The 16,542-nt window shown below is 44.8% G+C and carries 14 protein-coding genes; 5 read left to right on the forward strand and 9 right to left on the reverse strand.

All coding sequences use genetic code 11. The features are described 5' to 3' along the window. A complete protein-coding gene (locus tag AC6I8Y_RS16975; RefSeq protein ID WP_498022327.1) occupies nucleotides 1-2,403 on the forward strand; it encodes an EAL domain-containing protein in 2,403 nt (800 codons plus the stop codon). Nucleotides 2,404-2,444: 41 nt separating this feature from the next. On the opposite strand, the gene AC6I8Y_RS16980 is transcribed toward AC6I8Y_RS16975, so the two are convergent. From AC6I8Y_RS16980 to tal, 4 genes are all read right to left on the reverse strand, one after another. Next, a complete protein-coding gene (locus AC6I8Y_RS16980) occupies nucleotides 2,445-3,506 on the reverse strand; it encodes a diguanylate cyclase domain-containing protein (protein ID WP_394150385.1) in 1,062 nt (353 codons plus the stop codon). Nucleotide 3,507: 1 nt separating this feature from the next. Beyond that, nucleotides 3,508-3,975 (reverse strand): putative pterin-binding protein, encoded by a 468-nt coding sequence (locus AC6I8Y_RS16985; RefSeq protein ID WP_498022328.1) that lies wholly within the window; start codon nucleotides 3,973-3,975, stop codon nucleotides 3,508-3,510. Nucleotides 3,976-4,130: 155 nt separating this feature from the next. After that, entirely contained in the window at nucleotides 4,131-6,122 is a 1,992-nt protein-coding gene (tkt, locus tag AC6I8Y_RS16990) for a transketolase (RefSeq protein WP_498022329.1), read from the reverse strand. Nucleotides 6,123-6,204: 82 nt separating this feature from the next. Next, on the reverse strand, nucleotides 6,205-7,155 hold the full coding sequence (tal, locus tag AC6I8Y_RS16995) for a transaldolase (RefSeq protein ID WP_042471254.1): 951 nt from the start codon (nucleotides 7,153-7,155) through the stop codon (nucleotides 6,205-6,207). A 437-nt stretch (nucleotides 7,156-7,592) separates the two neighbouring features. Between tal and AC6I8Y_RS17000 the strand changes: the two genes are divergently transcribed. Then, on the forward strand, nucleotides 7,593-8,591 hold the full coding sequence (locus AC6I8Y_RS17000; RefSeq protein ID WP_394150391.1) for a sugar-binding transcriptional regulator: 999 nt from the start codon (nucleotides 7,593-7,595) through the stop codon (nucleotides 8,589-8,591). Here the strand turns inward: AC6I8Y_RS17000 and AC6I8Y_RS17005 are convergent. Further along, nucleotides 8,588-9,478, reverse strand: coding sequence for a LysR family transcriptional regulator (locus AC6I8Y_RS17005; protein WP_498022330.1), 891 nt, complete (start codon nucleotides 9,476-9,478; stop codon nucleotides 8,588-8,590). The genes AC6I8Y_RS17000 and AC6I8Y_RS17005 overlap by 4 nt on opposite strands. A 107-nt stretch (nucleotides 9,479-9,585) precedes the next feature. On the opposite strand from AC6I8Y_RS17005, the gene AC6I8Y_RS17010 reads away from it, so the two are divergent. Beyond that, complete coding sequence (locus AC6I8Y_RS17010; RefSeq protein WP_394150395.1) at nucleotides 9,586-10,107, forward strand: lactoylglutathione lyase family protein; 522 nt, start codon at nucleotides 9,586-9,588, stop codon at nucleotides 10,105-10,107. Nucleotides 10,108-10,185: 78 nt separating this feature from the next. Here AC6I8Y_RS17010 and AC6I8Y_RS17015 read toward each other — a convergent pair whose 3' ends face one another. The 4 genes from AC6I8Y_RS17015 to moeA all read right to left on the reverse strand — a co-directional run bounded on the left by AC6I8Y_RS17015 (nucleotide 10,186) and on the right by moeA (nucleotide 13,432). Next, nucleotides 10,186-11,019, reverse strand: coding sequence for a sulfurtransferase (locus AC6I8Y_RS17015; RefSeq protein ID WP_498022331.1), 834 nt, complete (start codon nucleotides 11,017-11,019; stop codon nucleotides 10,186-10,188). Nucleotides 11,020-11,103: 84 nt separating this feature from the next. Then, nucleotides 11,104-11,409 (reverse strand): hypothetical protein, encoded by a 306-nt coding sequence (locus tag AC6I8Y_RS17020; RefSeq protein WP_234496950.1) that lies wholly within the window; start codon nucleotides 11,407-11,409, stop codon nucleotides 11,104-11,106. Between the two features lie 28 nt (nucleotides 11,410-11,437). Then, entirely contained in the window at nucleotides 11,438-12,187 is a 750-nt protein-coding gene (gene moeB, locus AC6I8Y_RS17025; protein WP_234496949.1) for a molybdopterin-synthase adenylyltransferase MoeB, read from the reverse strand. 9 nt (nucleotides 12,188-12,196) lie between these two features. Continuing rightward, entirely contained in the window at nucleotides 12,197-13,432 is a 1,236-nt protein-coding gene (gene moeA, locus AC6I8Y_RS17030; RefSeq protein WP_252017217.1) for a molybdopterin molybdotransferase MoeA, read from the reverse strand. 205 nt (nucleotides 13,433-13,637) lie between these two features. Here moeA and folE point away from each other — a divergent pair, with 205 nt between their 5' ends. Both folE and AC6I8Y_RS17040 read left to right on the forward strand, forming a co-directional pair. Continuing rightward, on the forward strand, nucleotides 13,638-14,291 hold the full coding sequence (gene folE, locus AC6I8Y_RS17035; protein WP_498022332.1) for a GTP cyclohydrolase I FolE: 654 nt from the start codon (nucleotides 13,638-13,640) through the stop codon (nucleotides 14,289-14,291). 195 nt (nucleotides 14,292-14,486) lie between these two features. Beyond that, nucleotides 14,487-16,535, forward strand: a complete 2,049-nt coding sequence (locus AC6I8Y_RS17040; RefSeq protein WP_498022334.1) for a hybrid sensor histidine kinase/response regulator — start codon at nucleotides 14,487-14,489, stop codon at nucleotides 16,533-16,535. Nucleotides 16,536-16,542 lie beyond the last annotated feature (7 nt).

A 16,542-nucleotide genomic window follows, 5' to 3' on the forward strand; every position in this document is an offset into this window, starting at 1 on the left:
ATGAGACTACTCAGAAGGTTAGATCTTGTTCTCATACCAGTGATGACGGTTGTCGCCGCGCTTGCAGGTACAGGGCTCTATTTTTGGCAGTTAAGCGAGCAAAAAACACTCGAACAGGACAAGTGGGTCACAAAAGTCAAAAATGCGTTGAGTGCCGCTGAGTTTGAGCGAAGTGGTATAGAGGGGCTTGGACATGAGATTTCAGGCAGCGCCCAGTTTATAAATCACATTCAGGACACGAGTGATTATGTATTGCGGGGCTTTCTCGAGTCTCACATTAATTATTTGCTTCACCAAGAACGAACCATGAAGTTAGGAAATGTTGAAGTTTATAGCTTGGATCCACTTTTCAACCTAACAGCGAGTTCACTTAAATCCGATCCGTTTGAAGCAAACGCGTTAGCTGATGACATCTATCAAACTGTCTTCGACTCTTACATTTTAGTTTCGTTAGGCGAAGAGTTTTGTAATACAGGGTACACCTACCAATCGGTAACAGGAGAAATTAGGTACAGCTACATCGGAGCTTATGATCCGAAACTCTTGCCAGATGATAAACAAGCGATGACACGCAAAAGCAGAAGCTTGCTCGTTGTTGATGGACCATTAAGAAAGCTAAACCAGTTGTTTAACGATGCATCAAACCACGAAAACATTATTTTGGATTTCAATCAAGTTGCTGAGACATCTGAGCTTTGGTCTGACATTCATTTTGAGGTTGTAAACAATGAGTTCGTTGACGGGAAAGTGATTAAAATATTTGGCCCAGGAGTAGAGATAGAATTGGATATATTGGATGACCATTATGCCAATGTTAAATCACAGATAGCGACACAAGTGTTGGCCTATATGCTTGCGGTCGTGATCTCGTTGTTACTTATTATTCACGTGATTGTGAGAACGAAAGTGCTCGATCCAATCAACGGTTTACTGAAAGACATAAAAAGAGGAGGCTTAGAGCTACGCTACTTTAAACGAGCTAAAGATAATGATGAAGTCTCTATTCTCAAAAATGCTTACATAGACAGTTTGAGCAAAGTAAAGTTTGAGGCTGAATTTGATAGCCTAACAAAGTTAGCGAATCGAGCTTCTTTTATTAGGTTTGTCGACCAGAGAACTGAAAGCTATTGTAATGAGCATACCTATATTGTGGCCTGGGATGTCATGGACTTCAGAAGAGTTAATGATTTGCATGGTTTGTTCGAGGGTGACCGTGCTCTTGTCAAAATCGCGAGGGAAATCGAGCGGTGTATTTGCACCAATCAATCAAGCGCGGGATGTGGTTGCAGCGATTACTCAATCAGTCGTTACGGCAGCAATACATTCTACGCTTTAGTGAACGCGGATAGCGAGCAGGCCATTAGATTACTGATGGCCAACTTTGAGCAGTCCCTCAAAACCGCGATACGTGTTGAGGGCGTCCCGCTTCACCTTGATTTTGCCCAGGCTATTTTTCCTCTTTGTGACGAATCTCAGAGAGGAGTTTGGCAGAAAGGCATAGAGGCGGCGTTAAGCAAAGCGAAACAGATCAAAAATAAAGCGCCGTTGGTCTATTTTGATCATCTTCTATTTGATGAGTTAAAACGAAGAGATAAGATAGAAAAAATACTCCTGAGCTGCTGTGGAAATGGCGAGTTTGAGCTGAACTATATGCCGCTCATTGATTCAACGACCTATCAGGTTGCTAGTATTGAAGTGTTAGTAAGGTGCCCTAAATTACGGGCAATGGGGATTGGACCAGAAGAGTTTATTCCGGCAGCAGAGCGAGCTAACTTAATTGGCGATATAGACACTTGGGTCATTAACAATGCGATCAAATCTTTATCGATGTTGCAATCAAAAGTGGGATACGTCGGAGATATTTCAATCAATATTTCTGCCCTTGAGCTTTACAACAATGATTTTATTGAGCTCATCTGTAGTGTGTGTCATTCGCATAACATCACGCCCAACCGCGTGATTCTAGAAGTAACAGAAACGAGTTACGTTAAAAGTACCAAAGACACGATAGCGATTATCGCTGGTTTGCGAGATATAGGGTTTAGGGTGTCACTGGATGATTTTGGAACGGGCTTTACTTCAATAAATCAATTGCTTAGTTACCCGGTTGATGAGCTGAAGGTGGATAAGAGCTTTGTAGAACGTATTGGCACCGATGGTACGGAGGAGCGAATGCTTAACTCCATTATTGCTCTCGGTCACAACTGCAATGCGAAGGTTGTTGGCGAAGGTGTCGAAACAGGCTACCAATGTCGATATCTTTCCGATTTAGGCTGTGACTATCTTCAGGGCTATTGGTTTAGTAAACCGCTGGGTTTTGAGGCGTTTTGCGACTTTTATGTTCAGGATAGGCTAACCGACCTTAAAGCTAAGATGGCGGATATCACCATAATCAAGCATTAAGCATATCGTAGTTTACATCTTTTCGTATAAAGGAACTCGCCCTAAAGCGCTGTTGACAATGCTTTTCTAGATAATTGGGTCAGCTTCTCAATCAAACCTCGTCTTACTAAGTTTGATTCACGACTCATTGATATGTCGAGAATTAAAGCCATGTCAGACAGTTCAATGGGCTCCGCTAGTATGTCTTTGATCGTTTGTTGAAGAGAAGGGGTAATTTTAGAGTCCGGGGTATTGCTCAAAATAATGAACTGAGAACCACTGTAACGGTACAGTGAGTAGTCAGCGTTGATGGAGTTGAGTAGCCTGTCAGCAGTGACTTTGATCAACACATCACCATAATCAATGCCGTACTTGTGGTTAATTTCTGAGATGTTGAGGATACGCACCGATAGCAAATGGTAATAGGGTTGTTTCAGTTGGCTTTTGATGTCATTGGTTAGCGCAGTGCGGTTTAATAAACAAGTGAGCGCGTCTTTGCGCTGGAGCGTTTTACGAAGTCTCGAATCTATCCAGAAAATACAAGAAATTAGAAGAAAAAGGACGATGAGCGCGACGGTGCTGGCTTTTTGGTACATCAGGAGACGTTCAAGCTCAGTCCGGTTTTTCTCAGTAATAGGGCTTTCAATCTGAAACTTCTCGTTGATGAAATGAACGATTTCCTCAAAGTTAACTTCTATGCGCTGCTTGAGGGCATCCTGTATTTCTGGTTGGGTGTCGAGTAGTACCAAAGATTTCTCCAAGGCCTTGAACTTATCAAACTGCGCTTCCATAAAGGCTTGATAGCTCGCTTGCTCAATAAACTTTGATGATTCTTTACTGTGCAATATGATGTCGAATCGACTCCACGTCAGGTCATATGCCAGCCAGATCTCGTCCTTTCTTAACGGCTTTATATGTGATTGCGTAATGAAATTTGAGTACTCTTTGACTAACTGAAGAATGAACCAGGTCGCTTCGTTTTTGCGGTCAGAAAGGTCTTCGTTGATTTGATTTATACGGTCGATGGTGATGACGTTTACGGCGAGTACGCAAGCGGTTATGGTCGCCAAAATAATCTTTATTAGATTGATTGGGAATCGTTCGACGCACTCCTTGGCTTTCATGCTAGTACCGTACTTCCTTTAATTGCCAGATCATCATAGCGTGGTAATCGGTATTATCGATCTCTGGGTGCTGTGACAACGGGAAGATCACCCAATATGGCCCCTTGTCGCGGATAGACATCTTTTCGCCGTTTTTCCGATTAGCGATGATAGGTTGGTATTGCTTGATATCTTCTTGCCTAATGGTGACTTTGTAGTCATTGAGTGCGATAAAAGTGATCAGTTCTGGAAGCGGGGTATTAGACTGGGCGAAAAACTCTTCAAGGTTTACCCCAGTAAATGAGTTTATTCCGTCTAACCATGGCAACTCTGTATCTATGGTTGCTTGGGGCATGTTTGATAAGTCACTATCGGAGTAGGTCTTTAGCAAAACGCCACCGCTTTTGACGGCAAGATCAGCAGCGTGGACCGTAGTCAGGCAAACTGAGAGTAGTGAGACAAGGGTGATGAGAAGTGTTCTAGCTCGCATAGTAAAAATCCTTTTTGACCATACCGTACAGTGTAGAAAGCGAGATTACTCCTTCAAGCGAAATTGTGTCTAACATATGAGACATGTTGAATCTAAAACAGTCACACATAAAAAAGGCTGAGCATTTGCTCAGCCTTATGTGTTGAAAGAGAAGCTTACTTCAACAGCTCTTTTGCTTTGCTTACAACATTCTCTGTTGTAAAGCCAAACATCTTAAATAGCTCACCAGCTGGTGCTGACTCACCGAAGGTTGTCATACCAACGATCTTGCCACCGAAGCCAACATACTTGTACCAGAAGTCAGCAATACCCGCTTCAACCGCAATACGCGCAGTTACGCTCGAAGGTAGTACCGACTCGCGGTATGCTTCGTCTTGCTTGTCAAACACGTCAGTTGCAGGCATAGATACCACACGTACCTTCTTACCTTCAGCGCTGAGTTCTGCGGCTGCGTTAACGGCTAGCTCAACTTCAGAGCCTGTTGCAATAAGAATAAGCTCTGGAGTACCTTCACAATCTTTCAGGACGTATGCACCCTTTGCGATGTCAGCTACTTGCTGCGCGTCACGCTCTTGCTGTGCAAGGTTTTGACGAGAGAAGATGAGAGACGTAGGACCGTCTTTACGCTCAATCGCAAATTTCCATGCAACTGCCGACTCAACCTGGTCACATGGACGCCATGTGCTCATGTTAGGTGTTAGACGAAGCGATGCCATTTGCTCAACAGGTTGGTGCGTAGGACCATCTTCACCAAGACCGATAGAGTCGTGAGTGTAAACCTGGATGTTTTGCACTTTCATTAGAGCAGCCATACGCATTGCGTTACGCGCGTATTCCATGAACATTAGGAAGGTTGCACCGTAAGGTACGAAACCGCCGTGAAGCGCGATACCGTTCATAATCGCCGTCATACCGAACTCACGAACACCGTAGTGAATGTAGTTACCAGATGCATCTTCAGCAGTAAGAGATTTAGACCCAGACCACATGGTTAGGTTAGACGGAGCAAGGTCAGCAGAACCACCAAGGAACTCTGGTAGCATTGCGCCAAATGCTTCTAGTGCGTTTTGCGACGCTTTACGAGAGGCGATGTTCGCCGGGTTAGCTTGAAGATCAGCTATGATTTGTGTTGCTTTCTCTTCCCACTCAGCAGGTAGCTCACCATTTACGCGACGTTTGAACTCAGCTGCCAGCTCTGGGTATGCTGCTTCATACGCTGCAAGTTTCTCGTTCCACGCTGCTTCTTTAGCTGCGCCCGCTTCTTTCGCATCCCACTGCGCATAGATGTCCGTTGGAATCTCAAAAGGACCGTGCTCCCAGCCAAGTTCTTTACGTGTTGCTGCAATTTCGTCAGCGCCTAGAGGTGCACCGTGACAGTCGTGTGAACCTGATTTATTTGGAGAACCAAAACCAATGATGGTCTTAGTACAGATAAGAGTAGGACGACGGTCTGCTTTAGCCGCTTCAATCGCTGCATTGATAGCGTCTGAATCGTGACCATCAACTGCAGGGATTACGTGCCAGCCATATGCTTCAAAACGTTTTGGCGTGTCGTCAGAGAACCAACCTTCAACTTCGCCATCAATTGAGATGCCGTTGTCATCCCAGAACGCGATGAGCTTGCCAAGGCCTAGTGTGCCAGCAAGTGAACATGCTTCGTGAGAGATACCTTCCATCAAACAGCCATCACCCATGAATGCATACGTGTAGTGGTCTACGATGTCGTGGCCGTCTTTGTTGAATTGAGCCGCTAGTGTTTTCTCAGCCAGCGCCATACCGACTGCGTTGGTGATGCCTTGACCTAGCGGGCCTGTTGTCGTCTCTATACCAGGTGCATAACCATACTCTGGGTGGCCAGGTGTTTTAGAGTGAAGCTGACGGAAGTTCTTTAGCTCTTCAATCGGTAACTCATAGCCTGTTAGGTGAAGCAGTGAGTAGATCAGCATAGAGCCGTGGCCGTTTGATAGTACGAAACGGTCGCGATCAGCCCACTCTGGGTTAGATGGGTTGTGGTTTAGGTGTGAACGCCAAAGAACTTCAGCGATATCAGCCATACCCATAGGCGCGCCAGGGTGACCAGAGTTTGCTTGTTGAACGCCGTCCATGCTTAGAGCACGAATAGCATTAGCGAGATGTTTACGATCCATAATACATTCCGAAAAAATAGATTTTAAAGAGAGAGAATTGAAGAGGGGAACGCAAACGTTCCCCTCTGAATATCTGTGCTGATTAAAGCTTAGCTTCGATCATAGCTTCTAGTTTGCCTTGGTCGATAGCGAAGTTGCGGATGCCCTCTGCTAGCTTCTCTACCGCCATTGGGTCTTGGTTGTGCTCCCATAGGAACTCAGCGTGAGTCATTGCAGCAGGGCGCTCTTTAGAGCCTTTAGAGTCAACCAGTTTCTCAACGACTTCGCCTTCCGCTTCTTCAAGCTCTGCAAGCAGTTGTGGGCTGATAGTTAGACGGTCACAACCAGCAAGTTCTAGGATTTCACCCGTGTTACGGAAGCTCGCGCCCATTACTACTGTGTTGTAGCCGTGGTCTTTATAGTAGTTGTAGATACCTGTTACTGAAATCACGCCAGGATCTTCTGATGCTTCAAAATCGCGACCTTCTTTCGCTTTGTACCAGTCCATGATGCGGCCAACGAAAGGAGAGATTAGGAAAACGCCTGCTTCAGCACACGCACGAGCCTGAGCGAATGAGAACAGAAGCGTTAGGTTACAGTTGATGCCTTCTTTTTCTAGGATCTCTGCAGCACGAATACCTTCCCAAGTAGAAGCTAGCTTAATAAGGATGCGGTCATTTGCGATGCCTGCATCGTTATACATTTTCATTAGCTGACGTGCTTTCGCTACGCTGCCTTCCATGTCGTAAGAAAGACGCGCGTCAACTTCTGTTGAAATGCGACCAGGAATCGTCTTTAGAATTTCTTTACCGATGTTAACCGCTAGCATGTCACACGTATCTTGCACTTGTTGTGCTTTGTCGTCACTTTGAGATTTCGCGTACTCAATCGCTTGGTCAATGAGAGGTGCATACTCTTCGATCTGCGCCGCTTTCAAAATCAGAGAAGGGTTAGTAGTTGCATCTTGTGGTTGGTACTTGCGAATTGCTTCGATATCACCAGTGTCTGCAACGACAGTTGTTAGTTTGCGAAGTTGCTCTAATTTGTTGCTCATCGGTTCGTTCCTATTCTTGAGGGCAGAGAATTTGAGACTAAGGCTCTAAATACAAATGTTGCTCAGCGGTTCAAAGTTTCAGTCGACTACGAATCCGCTACAAAACTTTTAAGTACAGAGTGCGCAAATTGTCGTGAACATTTGCATCACTCGTGAGTAAATGTTGGATTCATATTTACCCCATGCAGAAATAATGTCAACCAAATACTGGTACAAAAATTCGTATTCCATGGGTTATTTTTGGTTTTTGTTAGCGCGACCCGAATTGCGACTGAAAATGAGTGCTAGCTTGGGCTAGAGAAGAATTTGAGCGGTCAAAAATGCGACTGAGAAAATGTCACGCTATTGAGCGAATGGTACGGTAAGGTTATCATTGAGCATATGATTGATATGTGAGCCAATGCTCGCCTGAATAGAATCGCGGAGTAGTAAAGCCGATGAAAAACGACAGCAACGAAACCAGCAACGATTTATTGACCGAAATCGCGGTGGCTTATTATCAAGATGGAGCGACCCAAGAAGAGATTTCCAAAAAGTTTGGGGTATCGCGAGCAAAGATAGGACGGTTACTAAAACAGGCGAGAGACGAGGGCATTGTTGAGATCACGGTTAAGTATCACCCAGTATACAGTGCCAAGATAGAGCAGCGCCTGATTGAACGATTTGGGATTAAGCGGGCGCTTATCGCTCTCGACCAGCCAGATGAAGAGTCGCAGCGAACTCAAGTGGGCGGTTTGGTTTCGAACTACCTTGCTCAAACCTTACGTGGCGGAACCGTTGTTACCGTAGGTCAGGGAAGGAATGTCTCCGCAGTAGCGCATCATATGGGGGTTATATCTCCCCGTGATTGTAAGTTTGTTTGCGGAATCGGAGGCATCCACCCAAGGGGAGGACGCTTTAATGCCGATCATATTTGTCGACAACTGGCGAAGAAGTACGGGGGAACGTCAGAAACGCTTTATGCGCCGGCGTATGCTGAAAATAGAGACCAGAAAATGGCGTTTATGCAAAACGCTACGGTAAAGCAAACTCTCGACTTGGCACGCAAAGCGGATGTGGCAATTGTTGGTGTGGGCGATATGAGCGAGAACAGCTATATGGTTGATCTAGGATGGTTTACCACGGATGAAGTGGTTCAATCACGGCTGAATCAAGGGGTTGTCGGTGATTTTGCAGGCTATGATTTCTTCGACATTCAGGGCAGAGCAGCAAACACCGTTATGAGTGATCGCGTCATCGGATTAGGGCTTGAAGAGTTCCGCCGCATTTCAGAAGTCATCGCTATAGCTTCTGAAAACAGCAAACCAATGGCATTGTTGGGTGCGCTTCGCACGGGCGTAGTGGATGTTGTTGCAACAAGCGTTAGTAACGCGCTGACAGTGCTTAACCTTGACGAACAAATGCTAAGCCTGCCAGACACCGCAAAAGGCGATTAGGAAAACTCCGTCTCTTTAATGACCTCAAGAAGAAACGAATAACGCGCCGCCAGCTGTTTACGTTTCTTCTTCACAAAGTACAGCGGTTCACTCACCAATTCTGCGGTTGGCCAAACGTCGACTTTGTCTTTGTACTCTGAGTATTCGATAGCGACTTTGGGTAAGACGGTTACACCAATTCCCATCGAAACGGGTTGCAGGATCTGGCTATGTTGGTTGATATAGCTGACTTTTCTAAAATCCTGCCACTCAGCCTCTTCGAGTTCTTCGAGCCCGCTTTGATCAAATAGCTTTTGTAAGTAGTACTGAGCATCTGGGTGGTCAATCACGCCCAACTGCTCAAGCGCGTCACGCGGACTAAGGTTAGACACGGAGGCTTTGGAGCCAATCAGACATAATTCAAGCTGCCCCAAATACTCCGAGGATAAGTCTGGATGTTGGGGTACCGCGGTAACAATGCCCGAGTCTATCGTGCCGTTGGTGACGCTCTCTATTACTCGCCGGTTTGGAGCCGCTTCAATATTGACGCGTAAACCCGGGTATTGAGTTTGAAGTAGGAGCAGTTTGGGGTACAGCGCGGTGCTTATTGCACCAGAGGCAGAAAAGCTGAGATTTCCTGATTCAGGGTCATCGTATTTGAGCTTTTCTAGTAATGAGGCCTCTTGCTTGGCTAGGTCGCATGCGTAGTTATAAACCAGTCGCCCTTGCTCCGTCAGTTCGAAGGTTTTACCTTCTCTTGTGATCAGTTCCGCTTTGAGACTCGCTTCGAGCTTTTTAATGTGCTGGCTCACACCAGGCTGAGTCATAAACAGCTTATCTGCAGTCTGGGTAAAGTGACCAATCTCTACTAGAGTTTTAAACGTATTAAGCCAAGTTGTGTTAATCATACACTCAATATTTGATAACAAATTCTTATTGTCTGAAGAGTATATGATAAATAACAACGAATCCATCAGAAGTATCTTATTCTCAACGAGAGAGAGGGACACCACTCATGACTTCACCCAATACAAATCCCACCTATCCACGTACTTTCAGCCATATCGGAATATCAGTGCCCGACTTGGAAGCTGCTGTGAAGTTCTACACTGAAGTTTTAGGTTGGTACTTGATCATGCCACCAACCGATGTCACTGAAGATGATTCGGCAATCGGTGTAATGTGTACCGACGTCTTTGGGGCAGGGTGGAAGCACTTCCGTATCGCTCATATGTCGACAGGCGATCGCATAGGTGTCGAGTTATTCCAGTTCGATAATCAAGAAAACCCAGAGGATAACTTTGAGTATTGGAAAACCGGAATATTCCATTTCTGTGTACAAGACCCAGACGTGGAGGGGTTAGCGGACAAAATCGTAGCGGCTGGGGGCAAACGAAGAATGAAGGAGCCTCGCTATTACTATCCGGGAGAGAAGCCTTATCGCATGATCTATATGGAAGACCCGTTTGGAAACATTCTAGAGATTTACTCCCACAGTTATGAGTTGCATTACTCAAGTGGTGCTTACACAGGCTAAACAACGAAGGTTTTTGATTCTAACGCCCCAACAGACAAGTGGGGCGTTGTTTTATATGAAGGCTATTTCTTCTCTATGCTATAGCTGGATAGGTAGGTCAGTTCGCTGACCCCACTCGGTCCATGACCCGTCGTACACAGACAAGTTAGTGTAGCCACACAAGTGCGCCCCTAGCGCCAAAATACACGCTGTCACACCTGACCCACAACTAAACACTAGATGCTCTCGCTTGCTCGCACTGATAGACGAAAATAAGGGAGCAAGCTCTTCAAGTGGTTTGAGAGTACCTTCTTCCATCAGCTCAGCAAACGGTAAGCACACTGAATTTGGAATGTGACCGCTACGAATTCCCTCACGCGGTTCGGGAGTCTCGCCCTTGAAGCGTGCCAATGAGCGGGCGTCAACGATACGTGCGCACTTGTTATCTGAATATTGCAACACTTGCTCAGCGGCAATGAAATAGTTGCCATCAATGGGTTGCGATAGTGTAGAGGCACTTCGCGCACTGTAGTTTTCATCAACAGAATAGCCCGCCGCCTTCCATGCTGGTAGACCACCGGACAAGACATGCACGTGCTTAAGACCAAGAGATTTCAACATCCACCATGCACGAGGTGAGGCAAATGTTCCTGAGTTGTCGTAGACGACAATGGTGCTTTCTGGCGTTATTCCGAGTTTACCTGCGAGTTCATTGAAACGCACTTCGGACGGCATCATGTGGGGTAGTGATGCCTGCGGGTCACAGAACTCATTGTCGTAGTCAAAGCGCTGGGCGGTTGGAATGACGCCACTCTTGTCTTTATTGGGTTCGAGCGGGATTTGGAATTCAATACTGGCGTCTAAAACAATGGTATCTGGATTGTTATCTAGTTGCGTTTTTAACCACTGCGGAGAGATGAGGGTATCTGTCATGTGCCGTTCCTTATTATTGTTTTGTTCCACTATTATGCTGTTTCAGCATGCAGGCAAAAAACGCAAGTGTCTAGGTGTAAAACACTATTTAGGTACGCAATGGTCCAACTGATAGGTGGTTGAATCTCCCCACGATGAGGAAGCGCTCAGTACGACTTTATCGCCGACAGGGCAAAGAGATAGGGCATTGGCTAGGAGTCGAGTTGAGGTGCCATCATCAAAAATAACTACCATGTAATGGCGATTGCCATCAAGTGACTGAGTTAGGACGTGGCTTTGCACCGTTGCGGTGATAGTTTGGTTATCATCAGAGGATTGAAAAGTGAGCAAAAGTACCAAAAGACCGACGCCGGCTAAGAGTAGCGTAATAGCGATGGTCAACGGTTTCATTTGCTCACTCCGTCACTGGTTTACAAGCTTAACCACAAACTTGGCAGGATTTGGACTTAGGAAGCCCCATTTCACGCCAAGTTAAGGTAAGGCCATCAAACAACATCAGCTTTCCGATCTTTGGCTGACCATAGTTGGCGAGCACCTTAATGGCTTCGAGCGCTTGTGTTGCTCCGATAATACCGACTATTGGAGACATCACGCCAGCTTCAACACAGCTCAGGCTCGTGTCACCAAATAGAGCGCTCAAACACGCATAGCAGGGCAAAGCATCATCTTGGTAGGTAAATACCGACACTTGTCCTTCCATGCGGATAGCCGCACCACACACCAAAGGTTTTTTATGCTGATAACAAAGACGGTTAAGTTGATTTCGTGTCTCAACATTGTCTGTTGCATCTAAAACCAATGAATGCTGAAGGATTTGCTGCTCAAGCTCTTTATCGCTCAGTCGCTTAGCGACTGTATTGACAGTGATAAAGGGGTTGAGTTTACACAGTGATAGTTTGGCGGAGTCTACTTTGTTTTGTCCTACCGTCTCGTCAGAGTGGAGGACTTGACGCTGCAGGTTCGACACCTCCACTTTATCATCATCGACTAAGGTGATGGTGCCAACACCTGCAGTAGCGAGGTATTGGCTTGCTGCGCAACCTAATCCGCCAGCTCCAATAATTAAGATTGAAGACTGTTTAAGCGCTTCTTGTCCATCGAAATCGAAGTTCTTGAGAATGATCTGCCGATTGTATCGAAGCATCTCTTCATCAGAGAGAATATCCAAGGTCACCTCTCAGTAAAGCGTAGGGTTGAACAGTTGAATCTGGACCGTTTCACCAACTTCTATTGAGCCACGCTCTCTTTCAAGCACGACAAAGCAGTTAGCAAGGCTCATCGAACGGAACGCACCTGAACTTTGGTTACCCGTTGTTTCTACGACGAACTGACCATTCTCAATAGTATAGATACCACGTTGGTAGTCTGTTCTACCCGGTGCTTTTTTAAATGCGCTGCGGGTTGTCGCAGGGATCGATTCAGGCTGTTTCCACTCTGTGTTGCCTGCAAGCTTTGCAATGAGCGGTTGTACCAGCACATACATAGTCAATACGGCTGATACAGGGTTGCCGGGTAAACCGCAGAACCAAGCATTATCAAGTTCACCAAACGCGAAAGGTTTACCAGGCTTAATAGCAAGTTTCCAAAAGCCAATTTGACCAAGTTCTTCAAGAATGTCTTTGGTGTAATCGGCTTCGCCAACACTCACACCACCTGACGTAATGACAACATCGGCTTGTTGTTGAGCTTGCTCGAATGTCGCTTTAAGTGTGTCCTGACAATCAGGGATGATACCTAGGTCAATGGCTTCGCAACCAAAGTTTTCAATGAGTGGCTTAATACCGTATCGGTTGCTGTCGTATATTTGACCTGCTTCGAGTTCGGTGCCTAAAGGCTTGAGCTCATCACCGGTTGAGAAGAACGCGACTTTTGGTTTGCGATAGACACTAATATGACTGATGCCAAGTGTGGCTATCATAGGAATATCACGAGCGGTTAAGCGAGCACCTTTCTTTAGCACAATGTCGTTGGCACAAATATCATCGCCGGTAGGGCGAATGTTCATGTTAGCTTTGACACTAGGCTGAGAAAAAGTGATGTTGTCACCATCTACACTGGTGTTCTCTTGCATGATGACTGCGTCACAACCTTCAGGGATTTTCGCTCCTGTCATGATGCGTACAGTCGTCATTGAAGGCCACTCACCGTCAAAAGGAGCGCCAGCAAATGATTTGCCAACCATAAGCATGGTGGTAGATTGCTCAAGGTCGCTCAAGCGAATGGCGTATCCATCCATTGCTGAGTTATCAAACGGTGGAACATTAATAGGTGACAGAATGTCTTCAGCCAGTACATAGCCTAATGCTTCAGCTAGCGGAAGGGCTAGGGTGTCAGAAATAGGGGTGATTGGAGTGAGCATTTTATCCAATGCTTCTTCGATAGGCATTAAGCCTGGTGCGTCGCAGCAACCCATAAGATAAGTCATCCTGATTGATTCAATAAAACCATTCGACTCTAACACACTTTAATGGATGAGAGGCTTATCCCTTTGGATAAAAGCAGCTAAATGTTGCTCCAAATCATAGCGGATACAAAGCAATACGGAATTTGTGGGTGTAATTGCGTGTAAATCCGAGTATCCTTGTCTCCCCTTACGGGAGTTAGTGCGAGGAAGTAAGATGTCAGGTTTAAGTGAGTCAGCAACATTGGTGAAAGAAGCGTTGTCAGAACGTGGACTGGAAACCCCAATGTTGCCGAATGAAGTAACAAGAGAAGAAAAGAAAGAGCGTATCGAGCATCACATGCGTGAGATCTTGACCCTCCTTCAACTTGACCTTGCGGATGATAGTTTGATGGAGACGCCACATCGCATTGCTAAGATGTACGTGGATGAGATTTTTTCAGGCCTAGATTACAGTAACTTCCCAAAAATAACCGTCATCGAAAACAAGATGGATGTCAGTGAAATGGTGCGAGTAAAAGACATTACTGTGACCAGTACCTGTGAACATCACTTAGTGACTATCGATGGTAAAGCAGCTGTCGCTTACATCCCACGCGGCAAGATCATCGGCCTATCGAAAATCAATCGAATCGTCAGATTTTTCGCTCAGCGCCCTCAAGTGCAAGAACGCATGACGCAGCAAATTTTAGTTGCGCTACAAACCTTGCTAGAAACCGATGACGTTGCAGTAACAATGGACGCGGTACACTACTGCGTGAAATCTCGTGGCGTTATGGACGCAACGAGTGAGACAACAACAACAGCACTCGGCGGTATTTTCAAATCAAATCCTGCAACACGCCATGAGTTTCTACATGGTTTGCGCTAAATCTCTCGATTGTAAATAAAAAGCTATAGACGCCCTCTAATTTCAGAGGGCGTTGTTGTATTTGTCACTGCTTTTCGTTCATACTATTGATTACATAAAGGATTTGCTAAGAAATTAGCCAGCTAGACTATGGACGTTCAAAACAAAAAAATACCTCGTCCTGGTTTGCTGTTCTTATAGTTGGACTAGGTTGAAATGAACAGAATTCAAAAAATCTACAGTTATGCTGAGCCTAATACGACTCTGGTGGTTGTGATGGGTGGGTTTGGTTACCCTGTATACTATTGGGTATGGGATACGCTCTATCCTCAGCCCTACGAAAACTTATGGTTGAGATTGCTCTGCTCGCTAGCGGTTTTCGTTCTAGCATTTCGTGGCGTGATGACCAATAGATTAAAGAAGGTGGTTCCATATTATTACCTAGTTTCCATAGGTTTTTGTCTTCCTTTTTTCTTCTCCTATATGATGTTTATGAATGGCTGGAATGATGTATGGATATTATCATTTATGTCATCTATATTTCTGCATATTCTCTTGGTTTATGATACTAGGGTTATGTTATCGCAGGCGTTAATCTGTGTAATGTGTGCAGCTATATTTGCCCATTTTAATTTACCTGACGGTGTGAACTTTTCTGACCATCTGGTATATTTGCCTATCTTCGCGTTTACGTATTTATTTGGTAATCTGTTTTACTTTCGAAATCAAACAGAGCATGAAGCTAAGTTTACTGTTGCCCGATCGTTTGGTGCAGGTATTGCCCATGAAATGCGAAACCCACTGAGTGCATTGTTGTCTTCGTTTGAAGTAATCAAGAGTATCATACCAAGTGGTAACTCGTCTTACAGGAATACATATCAATTAAATGCACAAGAAATACAAATACTCAATGATATTATTGATGATTCTATGAAAGCAATTTGGACTGGTAACGAAACCATAGACTTATTGTTGACATCAATAGATCAAAATAGGGTGTCAACTTCAACGTTTTGTAAGTTAAATGCTAAGTCGATTGTAGATAATGCAGTTGATAGTTTCAGTTATAAAAATGCAGCTGATAAAAGGCTCGTTTTCTTCGATATTAAGGAAGATTTTAGCTATTTCGGGAGTGACACACTTTTAAAGTATGTTGTATATAACCTCTTAAAGAACTCTTTCCGACATCGAGGAGCGGGTAAGTTTAACATTGTGATCAGCTCCAAGGCGACTGAGAATGGCAATAGTATCTTATTTAGAGATACGGGTATTGGGATTGAGCCTGAGCTTATAAAAAACATATTTGATGATTTTTATACCACGGGCAAAAACGGCACGTTTGGTTTAGGGTTGTCTTTTTGTAAGAAGGTAATGCGTTCATTTGGCGGCACGATAGTCTGTCGTTCAAGTGTTGGTGAATGGACGGAGTTTGAGTTGTTTTTCCCTAATTATTCCTCGACAGCGGTAAAAAATATCAAAACTGAGCTGGTCAAGGCAAAATCTGTGCTATTTATCGGAGATGAAAAATCGGATGTTGCAACTGAGCTTATAAAACTGCAAGGCATCACTCAGATGAAAGTCGAGTTTGTGAGTTTAGAGGATGCTTGTGAGAGAGATGAACATTACTTTGAATACAGTTTGATACTTATAGATGGTGAGTTTAATAGCAATGGCTGGTCATTAATGTCACGCCTTGAAGGTAAGTTGGGATTCACTGAGGCTAGGATTGTGTTCCTCAACGAAGAGGATGCTACTCGTAACCTTTATTTCCAACGATATGTCAATATCGTTCTCAATAGCAGGGAAACGTTCATTAGCCAACCATTGGCTACGTTAGACTACCTATTGTTTGATTCTTTAGAAGATGATGAGCCTGATCAGGCTTATAATGAAATCTCTACTAAAAAAACAGTCATGATTGTCGATGACAACCACTCATTGCGCTCGATTACTAGTATTATGCTCGAAAAACAAGGCTTACATGTAATACAAGCTGAAAATGGGCAGGTTGCCCTAGATGTTCTCGATGAAGAAGACGTCCACTTAATTCTTATGGATGTAGAGATGCCAGTACTCGATGGTTTATCTGCGACTCGGAAAATTCGTGAGTCAAACATGCCTTACTCATCGGTTCCAATCGTTGGTTATACCGGTGATAAAAGCGAAGAAACTGTCGTTCAGATCAACCAAAGTGGTATGAATGATTATATTGTTAAGCCAACGCCAAAAGATGAGTTAATTGATAAAGTAGCGACTTGGTTGTAGTTGAACT

The organism is Vibrio sp. KUL78 (genome assembly GCF_059725505.1).

Excerpts from the sequence above, each read along its gene's own strand:
- AC6I8Y_RS17005 (WP_498022330.1), bottom strand. The coding sequence starts at position 9,478 with ATGATTAACACAACTTGGCTTAATACGTTTAAAACTCTAGTAGAGATT.
- AC6I8Y_RS17040 (WP_498022334.1), top strand. The coding sequence starts at position 14,487 with ATGAACAGAATTCAAAAAATCTACAGTTATGCTGAGCCTAATACGACT.
- moeA (WP_252017217.1), bottom strand. The coding sequence starts at position 13,432 with ATGGGTTGCTGCGACGCACCAGGCTTAATGCCTATCGAAGAAGCATTG.
- AC6I8Y_RS16975 (WP_498022327.1), top strand. The coding sequence starts at position 1 with ATGAGACTACTCAGAAGGTTAGATCTTGTTCTCATACCAGTGATGACG.
- tal (WP_042471254.1), bottom strand. The coding sequence starts at position 7,155 with ATGAGCAACAAATTAGAGCAACTTCGCAAACTAACAACTGTCGTTGCA.
- AC6I8Y_RS16980 (WP_394150385.1), bottom strand. The coding sequence starts at position 3,506 with ATGAAAGCCAAGGAGTGCGTCGAACGATTCCCAATCAATCTAATAAAG.
- tkt (WP_498022329.1), bottom strand. The coding sequence starts at position 6,122 with ATGGATCGTAAACATCTCGCTAATGCTATTCGTGCTCTAAGCATGGAC.
- AC6I8Y_RS17020 (WP_234496950.1), bottom strand. The coding sequence starts at position 11,409 with ATGAAACCGTTGACCATCGCTATTACGCTACTCTTAGCCGGCGTCGGT.
- AC6I8Y_RS16985 (WP_498022328.1), bottom strand. The coding sequence starts at position 3,975 with ATGCGAGCTAGAACACTTCTCATCACCCTTGTCTCACTACTCTCAGTT.
- AC6I8Y_RS17000 (WP_394150391.1), top strand. The coding sequence starts at position 7,593 with ATGAAAAACGACAGCAACGAAACCAGCAACGATTTATTGACCGAAATC.
- AC6I8Y_RS17010 (WP_394150395.1), top strand. The coding sequence starts at position 9,586 with ATGACTTCACCCAATACAAATCCCACCTATCCACGTACTTTCAGCCAT.
- AC6I8Y_RS17015 (WP_498022331.1), bottom strand. The coding sequence starts at position 11,019 with ATGACAGATACCCTCATCTCTCCGCAGTGGTTAAAAACGCAACTAGAT.
- folE (WP_498022332.1), top strand. The coding sequence starts at position 13,638 with ATGTCAGGTTTAAGTGAGTCAGCAACATTGGTGAAAGAAGCGTTGTCA.